The 22,197-nt window shown below is 74.5% G+C and carries 19 protein-coding genes; 5 read left to right on the plus strand and 14 right to left on the minus strand.

Annotated elements, in window-relative coordinates:
* Window positions 1-64 precede the first annotated feature (64 nt).
* A complete protein-coding gene (locus ACFQRF_RS04400; protein WP_379869070.1) occupies window positions 65-925 on the plus strand; it encodes a helix-turn-helix domain-containing protein in 861 nt (286 codons plus the stop codon).
* Entirely contained in the window at window positions 925-1,107 is a 183-nt protein-coding gene (locus ACFQRF_RS04405; RefSeq protein WP_379869071.1) for a DUF397 domain-containing protein, read from the plus strand. The genes ACFQRF_RS04400 and ACFQRF_RS04405 overlap by 1 nt, the downstream gene beginning before the upstream one ends.
* A gap of 43 nt (window positions 1,108-1,150) precedes the next feature.
* Here the strand turns inward: ACFQRF_RS04405 and ACFQRF_RS04410 are convergent, their stop codons facing one another.
* Window positions 1,151-1,576 carry an ankyrin repeat domain-containing protein gene (locus ACFQRF_RS04410; RefSeq protein WP_379869072.1) on the minus strand — a complete coding sequence of 142 codons (426 nt, stop codon included), beginning with the start codon at window positions 1,574-1,576 and terminating at the stop codon, window positions 1,151-1,153.
* A gap of 172 nt (window positions 1,577-1,748) precedes the next feature.
* On the opposite strand from ACFQRF_RS04410, the gene ACFQRF_RS04415 reads away from it, so the two are divergent.
* Window positions 1,749-2,273, plus strand: coding sequence for a hypothetical protein (locus ACFQRF_RS04415; protein ID WP_379869073.1), 525 nt, complete (start codon window positions 1,749-1,751; stop codon window positions 2,271-2,273).
* A gap of 50 nt (window positions 2,274-2,323) precedes the next feature.
* On the opposite strand, the gene ACFQRF_RS04420 is transcribed toward ACFQRF_RS04415, so the two are convergent.
* The 8 genes from ACFQRF_RS04420 to ACFQRF_RS04455 all read right to left on the minus strand — a co-directional run bounded on the left by ACFQRF_RS04420 (window position 2,324) and on the right by ACFQRF_RS04455 (window position 13,797).
* Complete coding sequence (locus tag ACFQRF_RS04420) at window positions 2,324-3,805, minus strand: hypothetical protein (RefSeq protein WP_379869075.1); 1,482 nt, start codon at window positions 3,803-3,805, stop codon at window positions 2,324-2,326.
* Window positions 3,806-4,535: 730 nt separating this feature from the next.
* Window positions 4,536-5,798, minus strand: coding sequence for a site-specific integrase (locus tag ACFQRF_RS04425; RefSeq protein WP_379869076.1), 1,263 nt, complete (start codon window positions 5,796-5,798; stop codon window positions 4,536-4,538).
* A gap of 67 nt (window positions 5,799-5,865) precedes the next feature.
* The gene (locus tag ACFQRF_RS04430) at window positions 5,866-6,234 is read right to left on the minus strand and encodes a hypothetical protein (RefSeq protein ID WP_379869078.1); all 369 of its coding nucleotides are present in this window, start codon (window positions 6,232-6,234) and stop codon (window positions 5,866-5,868) included.
* 945 nt (window positions 6,235-7,179) lie between these two features.
* A complete protein-coding gene (locus tag ACFQRF_RS04435) occupies window positions 7,180-7,359 on the minus strand; it encodes a hypothetical protein (RefSeq protein ID WP_379869080.1) in 180 nt (59 codons plus the stop codon).
* Window positions 7,360-7,376: 17 nt separating this feature from the next.
* Complete coding sequence (locus tag ACFQRF_RS04440; RefSeq protein WP_379869082.1) at window positions 7,377-10,931, minus strand: TM0106 family RecB-like putative nuclease; 3,555 nt, start codon at window positions 10,929-10,931, stop codon at window positions 7,377-7,379.
* Window positions 10,932-11,069: 138 nt separating this feature from the next.
* On the minus strand, window positions 11,070-11,786 hold the full coding sequence (locus ACFQRF_RS04445; protein ID WP_379869083.1) for a septal ring lytic transglycosylase RlpA family protein: 717 nt from the start codon (window positions 11,784-11,786) through the stop codon (window positions 11,070-11,072).
* Between the two features lie 406 nt (window positions 11,787-12,192).
* Complete coding sequence (locus tag ACFQRF_RS04450; RefSeq protein WP_379869085.1) at window positions 12,193-13,140, minus strand: ribonuclease Z; 948 nt, start codon at window positions 13,138-13,140, stop codon at window positions 12,193-12,195.
* Between the two features lie 39 nt (window positions 13,141-13,179).
* On the minus strand, window positions 13,180-13,797 hold the full coding sequence (locus tag ACFQRF_RS04455; RefSeq protein ID WP_379869086.1) for a CGNR zinc finger domain-containing protein: 618 nt from the start codon (window positions 13,795-13,797) through the stop codon (window positions 13,180-13,182).
* Window positions 13,798-13,879: 82 nt separating this feature from the next.
* Here ACFQRF_RS04455 and ACFQRF_RS04460 point away from each other — a divergent pair, with 82 nt between their 5' ends.
* Window positions 13,880-15,052 (plus strand): epoxide hydrolase family protein, encoded by a 1,173-nt coding sequence (locus ACFQRF_RS04460; protein WP_379869088.1) that lies wholly within the window; start codon window positions 13,880-13,882, stop codon window positions 15,050-15,052.
* Window positions 15,053-15,091: 39 nt separating this feature from the next.
* Here ACFQRF_RS04460 and ACFQRF_RS04465 read toward each other — a convergent pair whose 3' ends face one another.
* The 5 genes from ACFQRF_RS04465 to nirB all read right to left on the minus strand — a co-directional run bounded on the left by ACFQRF_RS04465 (window position 15,092) and on the right by nirB (window position 21,224).
* Window positions 15,092-16,273, minus strand: coding sequence for a hypothetical protein (locus ACFQRF_RS04465; protein WP_379869089.1), 1,182 nt, complete (start codon window positions 16,271-16,273; stop codon window positions 15,092-15,094).
* A 152-nt stretch (window positions 16,274-16,425) separates the two neighbouring features.
* Window positions 16,426-17,121: a sirohydrochlorin chelatase gene (locus ACFQRF_RS04470; protein WP_379869091.1), complete on the minus strand. Its 696-nt coding sequence runs from the start codon at window positions 17,119-17,121 to the stop codon at window positions 16,426-16,428.
* Between the two features lie 37 nt (window positions 17,122-17,158).
* Window positions 17,159-18,328 (minus strand): uroporphyrinogen-III synthase, encoded by a 1,170-nt coding sequence (locus tag ACFQRF_RS04475; RefSeq protein WP_379869092.1) that lies wholly within the window; start codon window positions 18,326-18,328, stop codon window positions 17,159-17,161.
* Window positions 18,325-18,699 carry a nitrite reductase small subunit NirD gene (nirD, locus tag ACFQRF_RS04480; RefSeq protein ID WP_379869093.1) on the minus strand — a complete coding sequence of 125 codons (375 nt, stop codon included), beginning with the start codon at window positions 18,697-18,699 and terminating at the stop codon, window positions 18,325-18,327. Before nirD ends, ACFQRF_RS04475 begins: the two co-directional genes overlap by 4 nt.
* Window positions 18,700-18,704: 5 nt before the next feature.
* Window positions 18,705-21,224 (minus strand): nitrite reductase large subunit NirB, encoded by a 2,520-nt coding sequence (gene nirB / locus ACFQRF_RS04485; protein ID WP_379869095.1) that lies wholly within the window; start codon window positions 21,222-21,224, stop codon window positions 18,705-18,707.
* Window positions 21,225-21,614: 390 nt separating this feature from the next.
* On the opposite strand from nirB, the gene ACFQRF_RS04490 reads away from it, so the two are divergent.
* Window positions 21,615-22,172: a hypothetical protein gene (locus tag ACFQRF_RS04490; protein WP_379869097.1), complete on the plus strand. Its 558-nt coding sequence runs from the start codon at window positions 21,615-21,617 to the stop codon at window positions 22,170-22,172.
* Window positions 22,173-22,197: the final 25 nt, after the last annotated feature.

The raw sequence follows: 22,197 nt of genomic DNA on the forward strand, positions 1-22,197 counted from the left end.
GTAATATTCGTATTTCGCGTCAACCTTACGAATTTCGCCGAATTCATCTCGCTACACTTCCTGCATGCGAGACCCCCACAGCCCTTCACTTCGGCTTCGCCGGCTGGCGGCCGAACTCCGTCGTTCCCGCGAGAGCGCCAGGCTGACGGTGACCCAGGTCGCCAAGGAACTTGGGTGGAGCGCCCCCAAGGTCAGCAAAATGGAGACGACGGAGACCAAGCGCATCAGCGCCGCCGACCTCGACAAACTCATGGACCTGTACAAGATCGACGACCCGGAGACCCGGGAGGCGATGCAGGCCCTGGCTCGGGACGCGCGGGAACGGGGCTGGTGGTCCAAGTACAAGGACATCTTCGGCTCCAAGGCGCTGCCGGACTTCGAGGCGGAGGCGTCGACCATCCGCACGTTCGAGGCGCAGATGATCCCGGGCCTGTTCCAGACCCCCGACTACACGGCCGCGCTGCTGGCGGGCCGGCGATACACCACCCAGGAGGAGATCAACCGCAAGGTCGAGGCGCGCATGGCCCGGCGGGAGATCCTGTACAAGTTCCGTCCGGTCCAGTTGCTCGCAGTGCTCGATGAGGGAGCACTGCGGCGGATGATCGGCGGCCCGAAGATCATGCGCGAGCAGTTGGAGCACGTGCTGCACATCGCGCAGATGCCGAACATCAACGTGCAGGTGCTGCCGTTCTCCAGCGGGTCCCACTCCGCGCTGGGGGCGCCGTTCACGATTCTGGAATTCCCCGAGCCCCAGGACCTCCCCATCATCTACGTCGAGACCGTGACCGACGGGATCTTCGTGGAGGACCGCGCGGAGATCGACCGGTATTCCATGGTCTTCGGTGATGTTCAGGGGTCCGCCATCAGCACGGCGCAGTCGGCGGAGTTCATCCGTGGCGTGATCGAGTCCTTAGAGGACGCGTGATGAGCACCCCGGCCTTCCGCAAGAGTTCGCACAGCGGCCACTCCGCGGAGTGCGTGGAGGTCGCCGGTGGGTCCGGCGACCTCCTGGTCCGGGACTCCCGCCATCCGGGCCAGGGGTGCCTCTCCTTCCCCATGGCCGAGTGGGGCGCGTTCCTGGCGGTCGTGCGGCTCGGCGCCCTCTGACGTGCGGCCGGGGCGGTCGCCGGCCCGGCCCGGCGACCGCCGCTCACTCCGCGACGCCGAACAGCCCCAGGTAGTGCTCCTTGGCGAACATGCGCGCGGCCTCGACCGCCGAGGGCCGCCCGGCGTGCGGATCGGCTCCGTGCGCGGCGAGCACGCGGACCACCTCGTCCTCGCCCTTGAAGACCGCTCCGGCCAGCGGCGATTGCCCGCGGTCGTTGAGCCGGTCGACGTCGGCGCCGCGTTCGCACAACCGCGCCACCGTGCCGGCATGGCCGTGGTAGGCGGTGAGCATCACCAGCGTGTCGCCGCGGTCGTTGGTCAGGTCGGGCGGCACTCCCGCCGCGACGTAGGCGTCCAGCGTCTCGGTGTCGCCGCGGCGGGCCAGGTCGAACAGCTTCGTCGCCAGTTCGATGATCTCCGGATCGTTCGCCGGGTCCGCGGACTCCTCTGCATTGCTCACACGCCCCACCCTAGGCAGCCGCCGAACTGTGACCGTAGTCACGACACGACGCCGTTATCCCCGCGTGACCCGGCGTCCCGTTGCCCCGGCCGCCGCGCGACCACCCGCCAGAGATGCGAACGATGCCCATATTTGGGAGTTTCTCGGTATGGTGCTTGCTCGATCTGAGAGGAGCACCCCCGTGCGACATGTCGTCGGCTTCGTGATCGGTCTCGTCGTTCTCACGCCGCTCTGCCTGCTGGGAATCGGGTGGGCCTTCCGCCGCGTCAGCGCCAACGCCGAGGTGGGCGGCGGCCTGCTGTCCACCGGCGGGCTGACCGGGCTCGCCGCCCTGGGCGTCCTGGCACTGCTGCTGTCGGTCGTGGTCGCCGCACCCCGGCTCTCCCCGCTGGTGCCCGCGGTCGCCGGTATGGCGCTGATCGGCCTCACCACCACGCACCTGCTCCGCCCGGAACTCGCCGACCGCGTTCCCCTGGTTCCCGGCGTCGAGGGCGCGCTCAGCCTGCTCTCCCTCGGCCTGTTCCTCCCGCTCGCCCTCGCCCTGGTCGTGCCGATGTTCGTGCCGTCGCGCTGGCAGAGCTACCGGCCGCGCGGCGCGCACGCCGCCGACGATGCGGACGGCGACTACCTCAACGCCCTCCAGGACGAGGAGGACGACCGGCCGCCCCTTCCCCGGCGTCGGCCGGAGCGCCGGACGGCGGTCTGACCCGGACCGCATCGGGCGGGTGAGCCGCTGGCCCCGGGAGCCCGTCCCGGCTAGCGGCGCCAGGGCGGGGCCCAGCCGCTGCTGTCGGACACCCCCGGAGGCAGCGGCGGCAGCAGCCGGGCACCCGGCGGAACACCGGAGTCGTCCTCGTCCTCGCCGGACGTGGCGTCCGGCGCCCCGGTGCGCCCCGGCCGCGGCTCTCCCGAGCCACGGACTGGATCATCGGCGATCGCCGGGAACCGTTCGGTGGCGGTGCCGACGGGCGCCGGGCGCCAGGCCGGCTCCTCCGTGGGCGGGGGCGGAAGGTCGGCCGGACGGGAGTCGGCCGGGGGCGGGGCGAGCGGGTCACCGGCCGGTTCCGCGTCGGCGAACGGCACCTCCACCGGCCCGGCGGCCGGGCTCGGCGCCGCCTCCGGTCCCGGCGTGGCGTCCTCCTGCCCGGCGTCGGCGTTCGGGGCCGGACCGCCGCCGAACGCGTTGTGGGGAGAGTGGGACGGCGCGACCCGCGCCCACCACGTACGGGCCTCCTCCGCGGTGAGCTCGTCCAGCACGTCCAGGGAGCCGACGACGTGCGGGTGCATCCGCCCGGCGTTCCAGGTGCGCACGTAGGGCTGCTCGTCCAGCACGATCACCCGCTCCCCCTCGACGACCGGGATGTCCGCGGGCACGCCCTCGTTCCAGATCCAGGAGCCGTCCGCGGCGACGAGGTTCCACGACCCGCGCACGGGATCGGCCTCGCGCACCGGCTCGCCGTCCCGGAACGCGGACACCCACAGCGGATCGGGACGCTCACCGGCCAGGCCGCGCCCCTCCGGGCCGATCAGCGCGTCCGCGAGCAGCGTGTGCAGCTGGAAGTTGTCGCCGATGCCGTCGAAGCGAACCCGGAAGCCGCGGCCGGACGCGCGGTCCAGCACCACCGCCGAGGTCGCCTCCCCCATGCGCAGCAGCGCGTCGATCTCGCGGTACTCGGGCAGGTACTGCGCGAGCCGCCGGGCGATGGGCAGGAGTTCGGAATGCAGGGTCACGTCCGAGCACACCGCCGAGCGGACGGCGGATTCACTGAGCATGGTCTTGGCGGCCAGGCCGTGCCGGCGGGCCGTCCACCAGCACATGGTGGCGGCCGGGGCCGACTCGCCGAGGATCTGGGCCACCCGTTCCTCGTCGGCGGCCGTCACCTCCTCGGGCTCGGGCGGCGCGCCGCCGCCGGTCTGGTCCCAAGCGTGCAGGAAGACGCCCGCCGCCGCGCCGGTCTCGCGCAGCCGCCGCAGGATCTCCACGCCGGTGGCGCCGGGCGGCGTACCCAGCTCGACGAGCGCCCCGGCCACCACCATGAGATCGGCGGCGATGCCGGGGACGGTGTGGTGGCCGGAGAAGATCGGAGCGAGGGCCTCGACCGCGATCTCCCGCTCATCGGCGGGGACCTGCCGGGCCAGCCCGTACACTTCGCCGACGGCCGCGCCGAACCGCTGGGGATCGGTAGCGAGAGCCGAGTCGATCAGCTCTTGGAAGGCAGCACGAAACGCATCGATCACCCACGCATACTGCCATATGTCGGGTAGTGAATGGCCACCCCCGTACCCGACGGACAGGCCGGATTCGGGGCGGCGAAACGACCGGTTCACGCGTGCGCCGCCCGGCGCCGGGGGCGGCGGCGCGGGGGGCGGCGCGGGGACGCGGCGCACCGGCGCCCGCACCGCGGAGGGCCGGAACCGGTGGCGCGACGGCGGCCGAGCCGCTCCCGCGCCGGGGCGTAGGAGTGACGTGGCGAAATCGCGGCAGTGCGGCGTTCCCAGCCGTGCGGATCGGTCCCGCGTCGGTGAGCAGACCGGACGGCCCCGGTCTCCGGGAAGGACGTCTTCGCCGATGACGGACGCGCTGTGCGGTGAGCATGTGGTCACGGCCGGTCGTCGCACACCCGCCCTCGGCGCACTCCGCCACGCCTACAGGCGTTCCGGCCCGATCCGGGGCAACCGTCCGGCGCTCCCGTCCGGACGGCATCACCTCGAACACCGCCCGCTCCCGATCGAGACGCACGACCCCATCGGCGAACGCCGGCCGGGCGGCGACCGCGGACCGGCGGCCTTCCGCACCGTGCCGCCTTCGGCGGGACCGTGTCGGGTCTCACCCGGAGGGGGCGGTAGTGGCCGGTCAACGGGTGCGCAACCGCCGAACCGGTAACGAAACCCACACCCCGGCCGGCACGTCGACGCGCTTCGTGAGACTCACCCGGCGTTGCGGTCCATGCGCCTCTTCCGGAGGGCGTCAGATGCCGAGGCGCGTCACGGCGTTGTCCTCCAGCGGGTTGGCGGTCCGGATGTAGCCGTGCACCGTGCGCGGATTCGTCCAGCGGCCCTGCCGCATGATCTCGCGGTCGCTGGCCCCGCCCAGCGCCGCCTGCGTCGCGAACCCCGAGCGCAGCGAGTGCCCGCTGAACGCCCGCGGGTCCAGACCCGCGCGCTCGGCGTACCGCTTGACCAGTTCGGCCACCCCGCGCCCGGAGATCGGCCGCGCGGAGAGCGCGCCGTGCCGGCTCACCGCCGGGAACAGCGGCCGGCCGGTGCCGTCGGCCAGCCCGGTGCCCGCGTAACGGTGGCAGCGGTGCGCACGTGCGGCGCCGGGTCCCGCCGGGCCGGCGGGTTCGGCGTCAGCATCGGCGTCGGCGTCGGCGAGGAACGCGCGCACGCCGGCCGCGCCGCCGTCGCGGTGCGCCTCCACGAGATCGGCCCAGTCGGCGAACGCGCACACCGGGCAGGTCTCGGCGCGGCGGCCGCGCGGCAGCGCGACCTGCTGTTCGTGGCGCGCCTCCTGGTCGGTCTTGGTCGCGGCGAGGCGGACGACGAGCAGCGGTTCGCCCGTGCGGGGGTCGGTGTCCACGGCGACGTCGTCGAACGACAGCCCGGCCAGTTCACCGCGCCGCAACGCCCCGGCGAACCCGGTGAGCAGCAGGAGCGCGTCCCGCCGCCGCGCGACACCGGTGGGGTGGCCGGGCGCCGGTCGTTCCGCCAGCAGCGCCTCCAGGGTGTGCAGCAGGACCGGGCGCTTGCGGTCGGGCTGGGCGCGCCGGGTCCGCCGGATGCCGCGCAGCGTCATCCGCACCACGTCGGCGCGGGTGGGCGAGGGCAGGCCGTGGGCGCCGTGCACCGCGGCGATCGCGGCGGCCTTGCGTTCGAGGGTCGCCGGCGACAGTGCCCAGCGCCCCGGCTCGCCCTCGCGCACCGCGTCGGCGGCAGCGGCGAGGTAGACCGCGACGTCCACCGGGTCGGCGGGCAGCGACCGGCGGCCTTCGGCGAGACACCACGCGGTGAACGCGATCCAATCCGAGCGGTAGGCGCGCAGGGTGTTGGCCGACTGCGCGGCGCTCAGGTACCGGCCGAGCGTGCCGGCCTGCTCGTCATCGAACCGGCGGCGGACCGCCTCCAGCGCCCGGGTGTCCACCAGGACGCTGGCCGTCCCCTGATCCAGCCGGGTGCGGACCTCCACCGGCAGGGCTTCGACGGCCTCGATCGCGTGCTGCTCGCTCGTCACGGTTGACCATGATGGCGCATCCGCGCGGGCCACGGCACCGGGCGCGTCGCGGCCGGGAAGCACCGGTTCAGGAGGAGAAGGCACCGGCGATCGCCCCGGCGTACTCCGAGGGGGGCGCCACCAGCCAGAGCCCGGCCACCGAGAGCAGCAGCAGGACACCGAAGAATCCCGCCGCCACCCGGCGCCGGGTGCGCAGCGCCACCAGGCCCCCCGCCAGCGGGATCAGCAGCGCGCAGACCAGCATCCAGATCAGGTACCAGGCCGCGGAGCGCCGGGCGGCGTCGGTCACCTCTGTCATGGCTAGGAGCTGCACCCCCTCGGCCAGCCACAGCACGGCGAACACCGCGGTCCCGGCCAGCCAGGCGAAGGTGAGCGCGGGCCACACGACGAACGGCCACCGGCGGCGCTCGTCGAGCACGACGGGAGTCCGGCTCACCGTGGACGGCCGCGCCGAGCCCCCGAGGGCCGGACGTTCGGGCTGCACGGGCCGCCCGACCGGTCGCGTGGGCCGGGGGGCCGGCCGGGTGGGTCTGCGGGCGCGTTTCTTCTTCGGGGACACACGTTCTCCGGGCGGTGACGGCGAGGGTTCGAGGGCTGTCCGGACCACCCTAGACCGGCCCGGGCGAGTGGCAGCGGAGGCGACACGGCGGGTCCACCCGCCCGGCCGCGAGCGGGTCGGCGGGACCGGGCTCCGGCCGTGGACCTCGGGAGCGGCTCCGGACGATCCTGGCCGGTCCCGACCGGCATCGCCGCTGATCGCCCACGGCCTGCGAGTACGCGTCCACCCGGCCGGTGCCCGGCCCGTCCGCACGCGGCTGGCCGACGGCACACCGAACCGGTAACGGCCGGCAGGCTCGTCGAAACGGGTCGCGATTACGCGAGGTGCTTGAGTCGAGCGAAGCTCCGCTCGATCGGATTCCGCCGCTGGTACGGTTCAGCGCGAACCGGGGCGGCCGGGGTCCCGGCTTCCCTTACGGACGCGGTCGGCGCGCTGGCCGGCAGGCTCAGCAATGACCGCGGTGCCGCGGCGTCGCCGCAGGTGGACATGGATCGGCTGAGCCGCGTACCCCTTGCCGCCCAGCAGAGCCGCCGTCCTGCGGCGCGGGCGCCCGCCGCCGGGGCGGGCAACGCGTACCCGTCCCATGCGCTGCTCGGCAACGACCGAATCGTTGCCGTTGCCCGCCGTGACGAGCCCCGCCATCGGCAGGCCGCGCCCCTCCGCCACCGGGCGCGCCTTGGACGTCAGCGCGCCCCGCGGCCGATCCCGCCTCTCCTGTCCGATCTGCCGGACTCGATGGTCGCTCCGTGCCCTCGTCCCGCCGAGTTCCCGCTCTTTCCGCGCGCGCCGGCCGCATGCCGGTGAGCGCGGGCGATCGAGGAATCAGCTGAGGGTCCACTCGACGTTGCCGATCGCGTCGTCCTTGACCTGGATCGCTGCCAGCGGATCGGCCCAGGTGCCGTCCTCGTCCCAGCGTTCGTACCGCTCGTACGGCCGGCCCGCCGCCGGCCCGGCGACCGTGGGGCCCGCGCGGGCGGCTGAGCGGTACCTCGTTCGGCGCACGGCCACGGGCCGACCGGTCAGCGGCCGGGCCACGGGCGGGCCTGCGTGCACAGGCCCGCGAATCCGGCGAGGACCCGAAGTTCGGCCACCGAGCGCGGTGCCGCGCTCACCAGGTGCGGCGAGTACACCAGGGCCGCCAGGACCTGGGCCCGCGACAGCGCGACGTTCAGCCGGTTGCGGGACAGCACGAAATCCAGGCCGCGGCTGACGTCGGCGGCGCTGGAGACCGTCATGGAGCACAGCACCACCGGCGCCTCCTGCCCCTGGAAGCGGTCCACGGTGCCGACCCGCACCTCGCCGAGGCCGGCCTGTTCCAGTGCACGGCGCAGTGCCCGGACCTGGAGGTTGTACGGCGCCACCACGAGGATGTCGGCGCCGGTGAGCGGCCGGGGGCCGGAGCCGGGTTCGCTGAAGGCGGTGCCGGTCAGCCGGGCCGCGAGGTCGACCACCGCGGTGACCTCCTCCGGGCTGTGCGTGTTGCGGCCGGTGTGCGGCACCTCGACCCGGTACAGGCCCGGCGGCGGCCCGGCCAGGCCGCGCTCGGCGGCGCCGGGGTGGGCGTGCAGTCGCCCGCGGTAGGACAGCCGGGACACCGGCGCGCACACGTCCGGATGCATGCGCCTGGTCTGGTCGAGGAAGTAGCCGCGGGTGGCGTCGATGATCTCCTCGTCGCCCACCAGGTGCTCCAGCGCCGACGCCTGCGCGCCCTCGCCGTGCGTGCCCTGCACGACCTGCGGAAGCTGCTGCGGGTCGCCGAGCAGCACGAGGTCACGGGTGGCGGCGGAGACGGCGAGGGTGTCGGCGAGCGCGAACTGGCCGGCCTCGTCGATGATGAGCACGTCGAAGGGGTCCTCGATGATCGCCTCGTTGGCGAAGTTCCACGCGGTGCCGCCGACCAGGTAGCCGCCCTCCTGCGCGGCGCACCAGGCCACGAGCTCCTTGACGCTCTTGGGCTGGTCCCACGACGCGTCGGGGTCGGGCTTGCGGGCGGGGCGTTTGGCGCACGGCAGCACGACGCCGTGGCCGGCGGCGGCCTTGGCGGCGGCGGCCAGGACGTTCTCGATGGCCTTGTGGCTGGTGGAGCAGACCCCGACACTGCGCCCCTGGCCGACCAGGTGGGTAATGAGCTGCGCGGCGAGGTAGGTCTTGCCCGCGCCCGGCGGTCCCTGGACGGCGAGGTAGGAGGAGTCCAGCCGGTCCACGGCCGCGATGACGGTGGCCACCAGGTCCCCGCCGTGGTCGCGCGGGTCCGGCAGCGTACCGCCGCCGCGCAGCCGGGGCGGGGTGCGGCGCAGCACGTCGAGTCCGGCCAGGTCCGGGAGCGCCGGCAGGCCGGCGACGGCGCGCTCGGTGAGGGCGAGCAGCGCGGCGTCCTTCGGCGCGGCGCGCACCGGCGCGCCCGGGAGCACGGCGACCGGGGCGCGGGAGTAGGTGTCGCCCGGGTCGGTGGTCTCCACGAGGGTGAGCCGTTCGGCGGACGCCGTCTCGACCGCGGCGTTGATCGCCGTGGCCGGCTGTCCGGGCGGGCCGGGGTAGAGCAGCCGCACGTCGTCCCCGGCGGTGAACGGGTGCGGGCGCGCCGGGTCGGCGCGCAGCTCCAGCTCGCGGCGCGTTTTGCGCTGCCGCCCGCTCGGCTCCTGCCAGTCGCCCACCCGCACCCGGACCGGCACCAGGCAGTCGTTGTCGGCCTCCAGTTCCTCCACGGGCGCGGAGACCCGGCGGAAGAACTCCCACCAGGAGGGGTTGGCCTCGCGGCGGTAGTAGCCGACCAGCGCGGCGAGCAGCGCGCGGGCCTGCTGCTCGGCGTCGCGCCGCTCGGCGTCGGCGGGGACGTCGGCGAGCAGCGGCTCGGTGAGCGCCCGGGTCTGCGCCTCGATCTCGGCGCGGCGGCGGGCCGCCTCGGCGGCGCGCTCGTCGGCCTCGGCGTCGGCGAGCTCGGCCTGGACGATCGGGCGCGCGGTGATGCCGTGCTCGGCGCGGCGCTCCTCCAGCCAGTCGCGCAGCCGCGCCGTGGACACGCAGTCGTCGCGGTTGTAGGCGGCGATCCCGGACAGGATCCTCTCGGCGCGGTCGGCGTCCTCGGCGCGCAGCGCGGCGAGGTAGTCCGCGTAGGCGTCGATGCTGGAGGTGGCGGTGGTGACGTCGCCCTCCCGGCCGCCGCCGAGGTACAGCGGTTCCAGGTACTTGATGGAGTAGGAGCGCTGGGAGACGTAGAGGCTCTTCTTGACGACCGTGTACAGGTCGACGAGCCGGCGCTGGCGGAGCAGGTCGTCGACTTCGGCCTCGCGGGTGCCGAAGGTCGCCGCCAGCAGCTTGAGCCGGTCCACCTCGTAGGAGGCGTAGTGGTAGACGTGCGCGTCGGGGTCGGCGTCGATGCGCGCCATGGTGAAGTCGACGAACTCCTCGAACGCCCGCTTCTCCTGCGCGCGGTCGTGCGCCCAGAAGGCGTGGAAGCGCTCCGTGCCGCCGTCAGCGGTGACCGCGCCGAAGAGGTACTCCAGGCCGCGCCCGTCGCCGCCCTCGTAGTAGGGGAATCCCTCCATGTCGAAGAAGACGTCGCCGGGGCTGGGCGCGGGCAGGGTGGCGAGCCCGTCGGCGGAGTGCACCTCGGCGAAGACGGTGCCGACCGGGTTGTCGGCGGTGCGCGTGGCGTCCTGGCGGGTCTGCAGCGCCGCCTGGCGGCGCAGCCGCTGGTAGGAGTGGCGCGGCAGCAGGTCGGGCCGGTCGGCTTCGTCGGCGGCGGCGAGGGCGTCGATGGTGCCGATCCCTGCGTCGCGGAGTTTGCGGGCCTGGTCGGTGCGGATGCCCGCCACGAGCGACAGGTGGCGGGCCGCCGCCCGGCCGTCGGCGCACTGCGCGGCGAAACCGCAGCGGTCACAAGCGTGGCACGGTTCGCCCCACAGCGGGCTGGGCAGGTCGACCGGCGCCCGCAGCCGCCGCAGCAGCCGGCCGCGCACCGAGGTCAGGATGGGGGTGAACTCGGCCACCCGGTGGGCGTGGGTGTGCCGGTCGCCGGTGACCAGGTACATGTGCTCGGGCGCGCCGGGGCCGAGGCGGCCCAGCGCGTCGGCGTAGGCCGACAACTGCAGCACCGCGGACGGGCCGGGGTGGCGGGCGAGCTTGGTGTCCCAGGGCTCGTAGCGGCCTCCGGCGCCGTCGGCGCGGCGCTCGCCGGTGACCGGGTCGACGGCGGTGCTGATGAGGAAGTCGGCGCGGCCGTGGAAGGCCACCCCGGACTCGATCCGCTCGTAGAAGCAGCCCTGGTAGATGACCGGGACCCCGGCGCGCATGGCTTCGGCGGTGGCCTCGGCGGCGGCGCGCATGGCGGTCTCGGTCGGCTCGGGGTTCTCGATGGCGACCACGCCCTCGCCGAACAGCTCCCGCAGCCGCTGGAGTTCGGCGCGCTCGTGCGCGGCGCCCTGCTGGGCGATGAGCGGGTCGATGTCGGTGGGCGCGGGCGCGCCGGGGACCCCGGCCGCCAGGGCGGCCTTCAGCGCGCTGCGGTGGTCGCACTCCATCGCGTCGACGAGATCGGTGGGCGAGATCACCCAGCCCGATGCGGTGCGGAACACCTGCGCGCCCCTCCCCGGTAGACGGTGTTCGGGGCATTCTGCCACCAAGGGACGACCTTGGGTGCGCACCGGCGCGCGGCGTCGCCGTTTCGGCCGGTCACCGGGCCGGCGAGCGGGTCCGGCCCGGGCCGGGCGGCGCTACTCCACGACCTGCCACTCGACGTCGACGACGCCCTGGTCGGCCGAGGCGATGGTCTCGAACGCGGCGGTGGACAGGTCCAGGCAGCGCCCGTCGATGTAGGGACCGCGGTCGTTGATCCGGACGACGACGGACTTGCCGTTGTCGGGGTTGACCACGCGGACCTGGGTGTCGAACGGCAGGGTCTTGTGCGCGGCGGTGAGGGTGCTCGGGTCGAAGTACTCGCCGCTGGCGGTCGGCTGCGGCTCGCTGTACATCGACGCCTCGCACGACCCGCCCTCGCCGGTGGCGGTGCGGCCGCCGGCCGAGTCGGCGGAATCGGAGGAGCCGCCGGATTCGGCGTCCTCGCCGGTGGCGCCGGAGTCCGCGCCGGTGTCGGCGCTCCGTTCCGGCGCGTCCGCGGGCCGGGTGGCGCCGTCGAACGCCTGGACGGCCTGCCGCACGGCCTCGGCGCGGCGCTCTTCGAGCCGCTGGAGGTCGGGGGTGTCCGGCGGGCTCGCGGGGGCGGCGAGGTCGTCGGTCCGTGCCGCCGGAACGGTGCCGGGCCCGCCGTCGGCCGCGGCGGTGCCGGGCTCGGCGCCGAGGTCGTCGACGGCGGCGGCGCCCGCGGCGCCGGCTGCGACGATGACCGCGCCCGACGCGGCGGTGACGAGGAGCAGGCGCCGGGAGGAGAGGCGCTGCCGGAGGGTGGGACGGGGAGGCCGGTGGTTGCCCACGACGACGATCCTTCGAACGGGGACAGGGACGGCCGCGCCCCGGAGACCACCGGTGCTGGGGGTGGGGGTTCGGCGGGGGCGGCGCCACCCGGGGCAGGGGGTGGGGTCGGACCGGCTCTGAGCTGGGGGGACTCTGGAGCGGCCTGACCGAGGGTACGCATGACCTGCGCGTTACCTGAACATGGGACCACAAAATGTGGAAGATGTCACGAATGTCCCACTTGTCGCATTCACCCGGTCCGTCGGTTGGATCGGCGGGCCCCGCAGCGCAGCGGATGCACGGTGGACCGCTTCCGCCGCGCCCCGCACGGTACCGGACGTACGGCGGAAAACCGCGATGAAGGGGAGACCATGCGGGATCATGACCGTCAGCCGGGCAACCCCCGGCCGAGGCGCGGGCCGCTCGTCAGCGGCGGCGCGGCGGGACCGCGATCCGGTCCAGGTCCGCCGCCAGCGTGATCGCACCGTCGAAGTGCCGCGCCGCCTCCGCCACGAACCGTGGCTCGTCGTCGGCCCCATAGCGCTCGGACAGGTGGGTCAGCACCAGCCGGCGCACTCCGGCGTCGGCCGCGATCCGGCCGGCCTGCCCGGCGGTCAGGTGCCGGTACTCCGCCGCCAGCGCCGCCTCGGCGTCGAGATACGTGGATTCGATCACCAGCAGGTCGGCGCCCTCCGCCAGCCGCACCGCGTTATCGCACACCGCGGTGTCCATGACGAACGCGAACACCTGGCCGGGCCGCACCTCGCTGAAGTCCGCCCGCTCCAGCCGGGCGCCCGAGGCGTCCACGACCGTCTCTCCCGCCCTCAGCCGCCCGACGTCCGGCCCGCGCACGCCGCGCTCGGCCAGGCGGCCGGCGAGCATGCGGACCCCGTCGGGCTCGGCGACCCGGTAGCCGTAGGTGGGGACGCTGTGCTCCAGCGGCAGGGCGGTGACCGTGAGGTCGTCCTCGCCGTCGAGCCGCGCCCGCGCGCCCTCGACCGGCTGCGCCACCAGCACGTCGCCACGGCCGAACGCCCCGGGCCGGGCGAACTCCGAGGCGAGCCGCAACCGCTCCCAGTACCGTCGCCCCGCCGCCGGGAACGCCACCCGTACCGGGTGCCGCACCCGGTCCCGCGCGATCCGCTGCACCACACCCGGCAGGCCGAGGCAGTGGTCACCGTGGAAATGCGTGACACAGATCCGCGTGACGTCGTGCGCCGACAGCCCCGCGTACCGCATCTGCCGCTGCGTGCCCTCCCCCGGATCGAACAGGATGCCGTGCGCGTCCCAGCGGAGCAGGTAGCCGTTGTGGTTCCGCCGCTTCGTCGGCACCGCGCTGGAGGTCCCCAGGACCACGAGTTCCCGCGTCGACATGCCGGTGATCATGACAGGTGGGGCGGGGAGCGGCAATTCTCATGACGCGGACGCGTCATGACTCGCGCCCGGACCCGGGGGCGAGTCGCGGGAACCCGGGTTCGTGCGCCGATGGGCGGTGAAGCGCGCCTTCTTCTGGCGATTTCCGCACGTGTTCATGTCACACCATTTACGGGTGCGACTTCGGCTGGTGTCGAAGAAGGCGGCCCGGCAGGTCGGTGATGCGCACAGGGCCAATCTGCCGTCTCGTTCGCCGGCGATGATGCTGATCGCGTCGGCGGCGATCACGCTGAGGGCGTCCGCCACGCGGGAAGCCGAGCCGAGCCGCCATTGCCGCCCGCCCTCGGGCGTCAGGATCGCGGCGGCCCGCCCCTCGGTGCTGCGGTCATTGATGACGTGGACGGCGGATGCGGGGAGGGGGCTCTGGGTCGCGGCCGCTGTCGCGGCGGCGTGAATCGACTCCCGCAGTTCCCGGGCGAGGTCGAGCTGGGCGGTGGTGCACGAGTCCACGGCGAAGCCGTTCACCGCCAGCCAGTCCACGAGCCGGTGCGGCGTGGGGATGCGCTCCACGGCGTCGCCGTGACGCTCCGTCAGCGTCGCCGTGAAGCTGGTCGCCAGCACGTTGCCGAGACGAAAGTCAGGGAGCCCAGCACGCATGGAACCACCTTAGCCGGTTCCATGTCGCCATGCGGCCATGCTAGAACCGTCTTAGCCGGTTCCACCATGGCCAGGAGGTCCCATGCCCCGCCCGACCAGCGACGTGCGAGCGTTCGAAGCCCACGCGACCGACGCCGAACTCGACGATCTGCGCGCGCGGCTGGCCGCGGCGCGGCTACCGGAGCCAGAGACGGTGCATCACGCCGCGCCCGGCCCCCGCCGATGGGAACAGGGCGTCCCTCTCGCCGACCTCGTCGATGTCGTGGACCACTGGCGCACCGGGTACGACTGGCGGTCGTTCGAGGAGCGCCTGAACGGTATCGGCCAGTTCCGCACGACCATTGACGGTCTGGGCATCCACTTCCTGCACCGCCGATCCGCGCGCGCCGATGCCACTCCGCTGATCTTGACGCACGGCTGGCCGGGCAGCATCGCCGAGTTCATCGACGTAGTGGACGAGCTGGCGGATCCGGAGGACGCGGACGCGCCGGCGTTCCACGTGGTGGTCCCGTCGCTCCCCGGCTTCGGTTACAGCGACAAGCCGGCCGCCACCGGGTGGGGGACCGAAAAGATCGCGGCCGCCTGGGTGGAGCTGATGGGAAGGCTCGGCTACCACAGGTTCCTGGCCCACGGCGGCGACTGGGGAGGCAATATCACCACGGTTCTCGGCGGCAGGTTCCCGGCGCACGTTCTCGGCATCCACACGACGTTCGCGGAGGCACCTCCCGGGTCGTCAACGGACGGGCTGACGGCGGTCGAGCGCGGATGGACCGAGGAGACCCGCCATTTCTGGCGGCACCGCGCGGCCTACGCGAAGCAGCAGGCCACCCGGCCGCAGACCATCGGCTACTCGCTCGTCGACTCACCGGTCGGGCTGCTCGCCTGGATACTCGACAAGTTCGCCGAGTGGTCGGACACCGAGGACGGCCCGTTCGAGACGATTTCCCGAGACCGGATTCTTGACGACGTCACCCTCTATTGGCTGACGCGGACCGGCGCGTCGGCGGCCCGCATTTACTACGAGAGCCACAACTCGCTCGATCCCGAGCTCCGGGTCGACGTCCCGTCGGCGATCACCATGTATCCCCGCGACATCGAGAAGTGCCCGCGCCCCTGGGCACAGGAGCGGTACCGGCGGGTCGTCCGATGGAGGTCGCCGGAAAGCGGGGGGCATTTCCCGTCGCTGGAGGTCCCCGGGTATTTCGTCAATGACCTGCGAGAGGGCCTCGCGGCGGTGCTGGCCGCTCACCGGTGAAGCGTTCGGCCGCCCGGCGAAGGTCGCCGGCGCGCGTGGCTAACCCGGCGGCATCCGCGTCACCTCCGGCGCCCCGTCCGGGAACAGCACCCGGGCGGGATCCTCCATCCGGACTCCGTTCAGCGCCGCGACGGCCCGGGCCAGCTCCGGGTTCCGCAGGTGGCCGCCGACCGCCCGGATGATCGTGCGCAGCGCCTCCCGCACGTCGGCCCTGCGGGTCAGCGCCGCGTAGTGCGCCGCCACCGCCGGGGTCCGCGACTGGCAGGCCCAGCAGTGCAGCAGCACCCGCTTGCCCTCCGCGCGCAGGGCCGCGACCGTCCGGGCCGCGTCGTCCAGCACGAAGTGCAGGTTGGGGTTGGCGCCCGGCCTGTCGTGCAGCCACACCTGCACGCCGTCGCGGTCGGCCAGGTGCGCGGGGATGTCGTCGTTGCCCATCCGGCACAGCGAGACGACCGCCTCGGCGGCACCGGACGTGCGGGCGTACTCCATGTCGCACAGCACCACCCCCGGATCGTAGGGGTGCGGCACGTGGAACGCCGGGTTACGCGGCCGTTCGGCCTCCGGCATGGCCAGTGACGGGAGGTGCGGCCAGTCCCCCGGCTCGGTGTTCGGGTCCGCGCCCAGCGCGGTGGCCACCAGACGGCGCGGCGGCAGCACGTCGGCCAGCCGCCGCTGGGGGCCGTGCCCGATCCCGGAGGCGCCCCACCGCGCTCCGGCCAGCGCGCCCGCGTACATCGCGGCCTCGTCCCCGCCCCGGGCGTGCGCGGACCAGATCGCGGCGACCAGTTGCGAGCACGGGAACACCCCGCGCGCCGGATCCAGCCGGGGCACGGGCGTCTCCAGGACGCTGCGCCAGCCGACCAGGGCGGGACCGTGCGGCAGCGACAGGTCGGCCGGGGGCACCCTGCCCTCGGCGACGGTCGCGCGCAGGGCGAGCGTCCAGGTGCGTTCCGGCGCCGACCCGATCTGGCCGGCCAGGCCGGCCGGGTCGTCCAGGTGCCGGACCGCCATGGTGACCAGCCAGGCGAGCTGGGAGGGACCGACGCTGTCGCCTTCGGGGTACGCCAGCTCCACCGCCATGGCCGGCGGCGCGCCGACGAGGCACACGGCCACCGCCGCCCCGAGCAGCGTCCCCGCGGCGCGGTCCAGATAGGGGGCCCTCCGGTCCCAGGGTCGCCGGGTCACCGCGTCATCGACGCCCAGTCCGCTCTCCGGTGGCATGCCGCTCCTCGCCTGGGGGACACCGGCCACGAGCGGTATTCCCCCGGGCGGCGGCGGATCACGGATGCTGCCGGTTCCGGCCACACCGGTGGACAGCGGGGCGCAGCGGGCACCCGCGGACCGATCGGGCGGCGCCGGACACCGCGGTCGCGTCAGACCACCGCCGGTACCGCCGCCGCCCGGAAGCGGGCCACGACCGCCTCGGCGACGGCGTCGTCCGGGCACAGCGGCGCGGCGACGGCGTCGGCGCCGCTGGCGGACAGCCGCGCCTGGAACAGGCCGGGGGCCAGCAGCCAGGACGCGACGGCGACCCGCCGGTGCCCGGCCGCGCGCAGTTCGGCGACCGTCTCGGCGACGGTCGGCGTGCCGGTGGCGATGTAGCCGACGCGGACCGGCGCGGCCAGCTCCCGAGCCAGCCGGCCGGCGGCGTCGGCCACCTCGGCGCGGGCCGCCGGGTCGGAGGAGCCCGCCGCGGCCAGGACCACGGCGTCGCCGCGGCGGCGGCCCGCCTCGTGCAGGCGGCGGGCCGCGGTGCCCACCAGCCGCGGGTCGCGCCCCAGGGCCTCGGTGAGCCGGGCGTCGGCGCGGCCGGCGCGGGCGAGCTGGGCGGGGATGTCCACCCGCACGTGGTACCCGGCGGCCAGGAACGCCGGCACCACGACCACCGGCCCGGTGATGGTGGCGGCGACCTCGCCCACGTCGGGGCGCAGCACGTCGGCGAACCCGAGGCGCACCCGCATTCCGCCGAGCGCGGCCACCCGCCGCGCGAGGGCGCGGGCGACGCCCGTGCCGCGGGGGTCACGGGTGCCGTGCACGGCGAGCAGCAGCGTGGGCTGCGGTGCGGTCACGTTTCCTCCACCTTTCCCGGTCGCCCGTCACGGGCGGCTAGCGGTCGGGGCAGTCGCCCGCGTCGAGCGACAGCCGGTAGCCGCGCTTGACCACGGTCTGGATGATGCGGGAGTCGCCGAGCACCGCGCGCAGCCGCGCCACCGCGGTCTCCACCGCGTGGGCGTCGGCGTCGCCGCCGAGGGAGGCGAGCAGTTCGGCGCGGTCGCGGACCTGGCCGGGCCGCCGGGCGAGTTCGCGCAGCACCCGCATGAGCGCCGGCGAGACCGGGCGCAGTTCGCCGTCGAGCAGCACCGCCTGGCCGCGCAGCCGGAGTTCGTGGCCGGCCACCGGGAGGGTCGGGGCGGACTCCGGAAGCTCCTCGGCGAGCCGCTTGACCAGCGCGCCGATCCGGGCGCGGGCCGGCCACACGGCCGGGATGTCGCGGGCCATGAGCGGCCCGGCGGTCACCGGCCCGACGCACATGGCGAGCGCCCCGCCGCGCAGCGCCGCGATCAGCCGGCGCTCGGCGCCGGTGACGCGGGTGCGGGCCAGCAGCCCGGCGGCGGCGGGCGCGCTGGTGAAGGTGACGGCGTCGACCTGTCCGGCGGCGACCGCCTCGATCAGCCGGTCCAGCGGAGCCACGTCCTCGGGCGTGGTCCACCGGTACACCGGGACCTCCACCACCTCGGCGCCGGCCATGCGCAGCGCGGCGCAGAAGTCCGGGAGGGGTTCGCCGTGCAGCTGGACGGCGACCCGCAGCCCGGACACGCCCCGCTGCAGCAGGTAGTCGAGGACCTCACCGGAGGACTCCGAGGGCGGGGACCACTCCTCGTTGAGGCCGGCGGCGCGGATCGCCCCCTTCGCCTTCGGCCCGCGCGCGAGCAGCCGCGAGAAGCGCATGCCGGTGAGCAGCGGCTCGGCCAGCCCCCACGTCTCGCAGGCCTCCACCCAGCCGCGGAACCCGATGCCGGTGGTGGCGACGACGACGTCGGCGGGCCGCTCGGCCAGCGCGGTGGAGACCGCGCGCAGCCGCCGGTCGTCGCTGAGCGGCACGATCCGCAGCGCCGGGGCGCAGATGACCTCGGCGCCCTTGCGGCGGAGCAGCGCGGTCAGCTCCTCCGCGCGGCGGGCCGCCGTGACGGCCACCGTGAACCCGGTCAGCGGCTCGATCGGCGCGGCGGGCGCGGGGACGCTCAGCCTGTCGACCGAATCTGCCAGGCGGCTCATGTCCGTGTGCGGGAGTCGGAGTGCGCGGCGACCTCGATGACGCCCTCCCTCTCGCGCACCGTGTAGGTGTCCACGCTCACCGAGGGGTCGTCCAGGCAGCGGCCGGTGCGCAGCGAGAAGACCTGCTTGAGCATCGGCGATGCCACGGTCGGCTCGCCGGCGCGGTCGCCGACGATGCCGCGGGAGAGCACGGCCGCGCCGCAGAATGGGTCGATGTTGTCGACGGCGAACAGTTCGCCGTCGAAGGTGCGGAACAGCGCCGCCTGACGGCCGTCGGGCAGGAGCACGGCCACACCGCGCTCCGCCGCGAGCCGGTCCGCCGGGCAGGCGGGGATCCACGTCCGGTCCGGGGCAAGGGTGGTGACGGTCATGGCGATCACACCTCCGCGTGGTGGGTTCGGGTGGTGGGCAGGCCCAGGGTGACGGGGCCGGCGGGGACGGGCTGCTCGCGCTCGGTCTCGAAGCTGATCGTCGGGTCGGGAGTGTCGGGGGCGTTGGCGAAGGAGACGAACCGGGCGAGCTTGTCCGGGTCGTCCAGCACGCCCCGCCACTCGTCGGCGTACCCGGTGACGTGCCGGGCCATCGCGGCCTCCAGGTCGCCGGCGATGCCGAGGCTGTCGTCGACGACGACCGCGCGCACGTGGTCCAGCCCGCCGTCCATCGCCTCGATCCACGCGGCGGTGCGCTGCAGCCGGTCGGCCGTGCGGATGTAGAACATGAGGAACCGGTCGATGTAGCGGATCAGCGTGTCGTGGTCGACGTCGGAGACCAGCAGATCGGCGTGCCGCGGCCGGAAGCCTCCGTTGCCGCCGACGTAGAGGTTCCAGCCGTTCTCGGTGGCGATCACGCCGACGTCCTTGCCGCGCGCCTCCGCGCACTCGCGGGCGCAGCCGGACACCCCGGCCTTGATCTTGTGGGGGGCGCGCAGGCCGCGGTAGCGCAGCTCCAGCTCGATCGCGAGCCCGACCGAGTCCTGCACACCGTAGCGGCACCAGGTGGTGCCGACACAGGACTTGACCGCCCGCAGGGCCTTTCCGTAGGCGTGCCCGGACTCGAACCCGGCGTCCACCAGCCGCCGCCAGATGGCGGGGAGCTGCTCCACGCGGGCGCCGAACATGTCGATGCGCTGTGCGCCGGTGATCTTGGTGTACAGCCCGAAGTCGCGCGCGACCTCGCCGATCACCACGAGCTTGTCGGGCGTGATCTCGCCGCCGGGGATGCGCGGCACGACGGAGTAGGTGCCGTTGCGCTGCAGGTTGGCGAGGAAGCGGTCGTTGGTGTCCTGCAGGGCGGCCTGCTCGCCGTCCAGGATGTGCCCGCCCTGGGTGGCCAGGATGGAGGCGACGGCGGGCTTGCAGACGTCGCAGCCGCGGCCCCGGCCGTAGCGGGTGATGAGCTCGGTGAAGCCGGTGATGCCGGTGGCCAGCACGATCTGCATGAGCTCGGCACGGCTCTGCGGGAAGTGCTCGCACAGCGCGGTGGACTGCTCCACCCCGGACTCGGCGAGCAGGGTCTTGAGCATCGGCAGGCAGGAGCCGCAGCCGGTACCGGCCTTGGTGCAGGTCTTGAGGGCGGGCACGTCCGTGGCGCCGTCGGCGATCGCGGCGGTGATGGCGCCCTTGGTGACGGCGTGGCAGGAGCACACCTGTGCCTCGTCGGGCAGCGCGCCCACGCCGACCCCGCCGTCGCCGCGGCCCGGGGCGATGAGGTCGAGGGGGTCGCCGGGCAGCCGGTGGCCGACCAGGGGGCGCAGCGAGGCGTAGGCGGCGGCGTCGCCGACCAGCACGCCGCCGAGCAGGGTGCCGGCGTCGTCGGAGACGACGAGCTTGGCGTAGCGGCGGCCCGGGGCGTCGTTGAGGACGACCTCCAGCGCGCCGGCGGTGCGGGCGTGCGCGTCACCGAAGCTGGCGACGTCCACGCCGAGCAGCTTGAGCTTGGTGGAGGTGTCCGCACCGGGGAAGGTCGCCGAGCCGCCGAGCAGCCGGTCCGCCGCGACCTCGGCCATGGCGTTGCCGGGCGCGAGCAGCCCGTAGACGGCGCCCTCGATACTGGCGCACTCTCCCACGGCGTACACCGCCGGGTCGGAGGTGCGGCAGGAGGCGTCCACCGCGACGCCGCCACGCGGCCCGAGCTCCAGCCCCGCCTCGCGCGCCAGCTGGTCGCGGGGGCGGATGCCGACGGCGAACACGACGATCTGGGCGGCGATCTCCTCGGCCGCCTCGCCGTCGCCGATCCGCACGTGCGCGACCCGCCCGTCGTCACCGGGCACCAGGCGGCTGACGCCGGCGCCGGCGTGCACGGCGACTCCGGTCTCGGCGACGAGGTGCCCGAGCAGCGCGCCGCCGCCCTCGTCCACCTGCGCGGGCATCAGCCAGGGGGCGAGTTCCACGACGTGCGGTTCGACGCCGAGCAGCCGGAGCGCGTTGGCCGCTTCCAGGCCGAGCAGCCCGCCGCCGATGACGACGCCGGTCGTGGCGGTGCGGGCGGCGGCCGTGATGGCGTCCAGGTCGTCGATGGTCCGGTAGACGTGGCAGCCGGGCAGGTCGTGTCCCGGGACAGGGGGCACGAACGCGGAGGATCCGGTGGCGAGGACGAGGGCGTCGTAGCCGACCACGTCGCCGCCGGCGGTGCGCACCGTGCGTCCGGCGCGGTCGATCGCCACGGCGGGGTCGCCCAGCCGCAGCTCCACACCGTCGCGGGTGGTGAGGTCGGGCAGCCGCAGCCCCTCCTCGGTGGTGCCGTCGAAGTAGGAGGACAGCGCCACCCGGTCGTAGGCCGGGCGGGGCTCCTCCCCGAGCACGACGACATGCCAGGCGCCGGCCGAGTCGCGGTCGCGCACCGCCTCGACCAGGCGGTGCCCCACCATCCCGTTTCCGATGACGACGAGTTGTCTCATGCCGCGTTGCTCTCCTCGCGAGGTCGGCGGGCGCCACGTCGCGTCCCGAAAGCCGTGGTATGTCCTTCAGGCAACCGGGACGGTGTTTCACGACCGTCAGACGAACGTGTCGGGCATGTTTCGTTCTGCTGTCATCGCAGGTGGCGAGCCGGTGAGTGGTGATCTCGGCGCGGAAAGTCCGAGGTGGCGGGGGCCATCGGGGCGGCGGGTGGCAAGGGCCACGGCGCGGGAGGTTTCCGGGCGCCCCCGGCGGGAAAACGGCCCGAGCCGGCGCGCTCGCGGGTGAGACACGGCCACGGGGACCGGCCCGGCGGGGCGGGCCATAATGATCAGCGCCCGCCGCGACACGGCGGACAGCGCCGCATCGCCTGCCAGGAAGGCTCTCCCCCCGTGGACCCCGACATCCTCCGCCCGTGGCCCGAGATCCCCAACGAAGCCACCGCCGGCGACATCGCCCGCGCCCACACCGCGCGCGCCGCGTTCGAGCTGGGCCGGCTGGACCGGATCGACGCCGCCGCCGACCCGGCCGCCCGGACCGCCTCCGTCGAGGCGGCCGTGCACGCCTACGCGGTCGCCTACCTGATGCGCGCCCTGATGCGGTACTCGCCGGACGCCGCGGACGAGACGGCCCGCAACCTGAGCGCGACCGTCGCCGACAACATGGGCGATCTCGTGGAGGAGTGGCTGGACGGCTACGGGATCGACGCGACCACGGTGCTGCAGGACGGACGGGACTCCGTGGTCCCGCGGCGCACCCGGTCCACCGCCGCGACCGTGCACGGCTGGATCGCCGCCGTCCTCGGACTGAGCGGCCCGGCGATGGTCCTGCTGTGGATCTGGCTGGGCGACGTCCGGTGGGGCGTGAGCGCGCTGGTGATCCTCGTCGTCGCCGGCGTGTTCGGAGTCTTCTACAACAACGAGATCGAACGCGGACCCGCCGGGCGGTGAAGGCGGGCGGCGGTCGCCCTGCAGG

The sequence above is a fragment of the Marinactinospora rubrisoli genome, from assembly GCF_042664915.1.
GTDB classification, from domain to species: domain Bacteria; phylum Actinomycetota; class Actinomycetes; order Streptosporangiales; family Streptosporangiaceae; genus Marinitenerispora; species Marinitenerispora rubrisoli.

Coding starts and splice junctions, on each gene's coding strand:
- nirD (WP_379869093.1), bottom strand. CDS start 18,699: ATGACCGTCACCACCCTTGCCCCGGACCGGACGTGGATCCCCGCCTGC.
- ACFQRF_RS04465 (WP_379869089.1), bottom strand. CDS start 16,273: ATGCCACCGGAGAGCGGACTGGGCGTCGATGACGCGGTGACCCGGCGA.
- ACFQRF_RS04405 (WP_379869071.1), top strand. CDS start 925: ATGAGCACCCCGGCCTTCCGCAAGAGTTCGCACAGCGGCCACTCCGCG.
- ACFQRF_RS04450 (WP_379869085.1), bottom strand. CDS start 13,140: ATGTCGACGCGGGAACTCGTGGTCCTGGGGACCTCCAGCGCGGTGCCG.
- ACFQRF_RS04455 (WP_379869086.1), bottom strand. CDS start 13,797: ATGCGTGCTGGGCTCCCTGACTTTCGTCTCGGCAACGTGCTGGCGACC.
- ACFQRF_RS04460 (WP_379869088.1), top strand. CDS start 13,880: ATGCCCCGCCCGACCAGCGACGTGCGAGCGTTCGAAGCCCACGCGACC.
- nirB (WP_379869095.1), bottom strand. CDS start 21,224: ATGAGACAACTCGTCGTCATCGGAAACGGGATGGTGGGGCACCGCCTG.
- ACFQRF_RS04475 (WP_379869092.1), bottom strand. CDS start 18,328: ATGAGCCGCCTGGCAGATTCGGTCGACAGGCTGAGCGTCCCCGCGCCC.
- ACFQRF_RS04400 (WP_379869070.1), top strand. CDS start 65: ATGCGAGACCCCCACAGCCCTTCACTTCGGCTTCGCCGGCTGGCGGCC.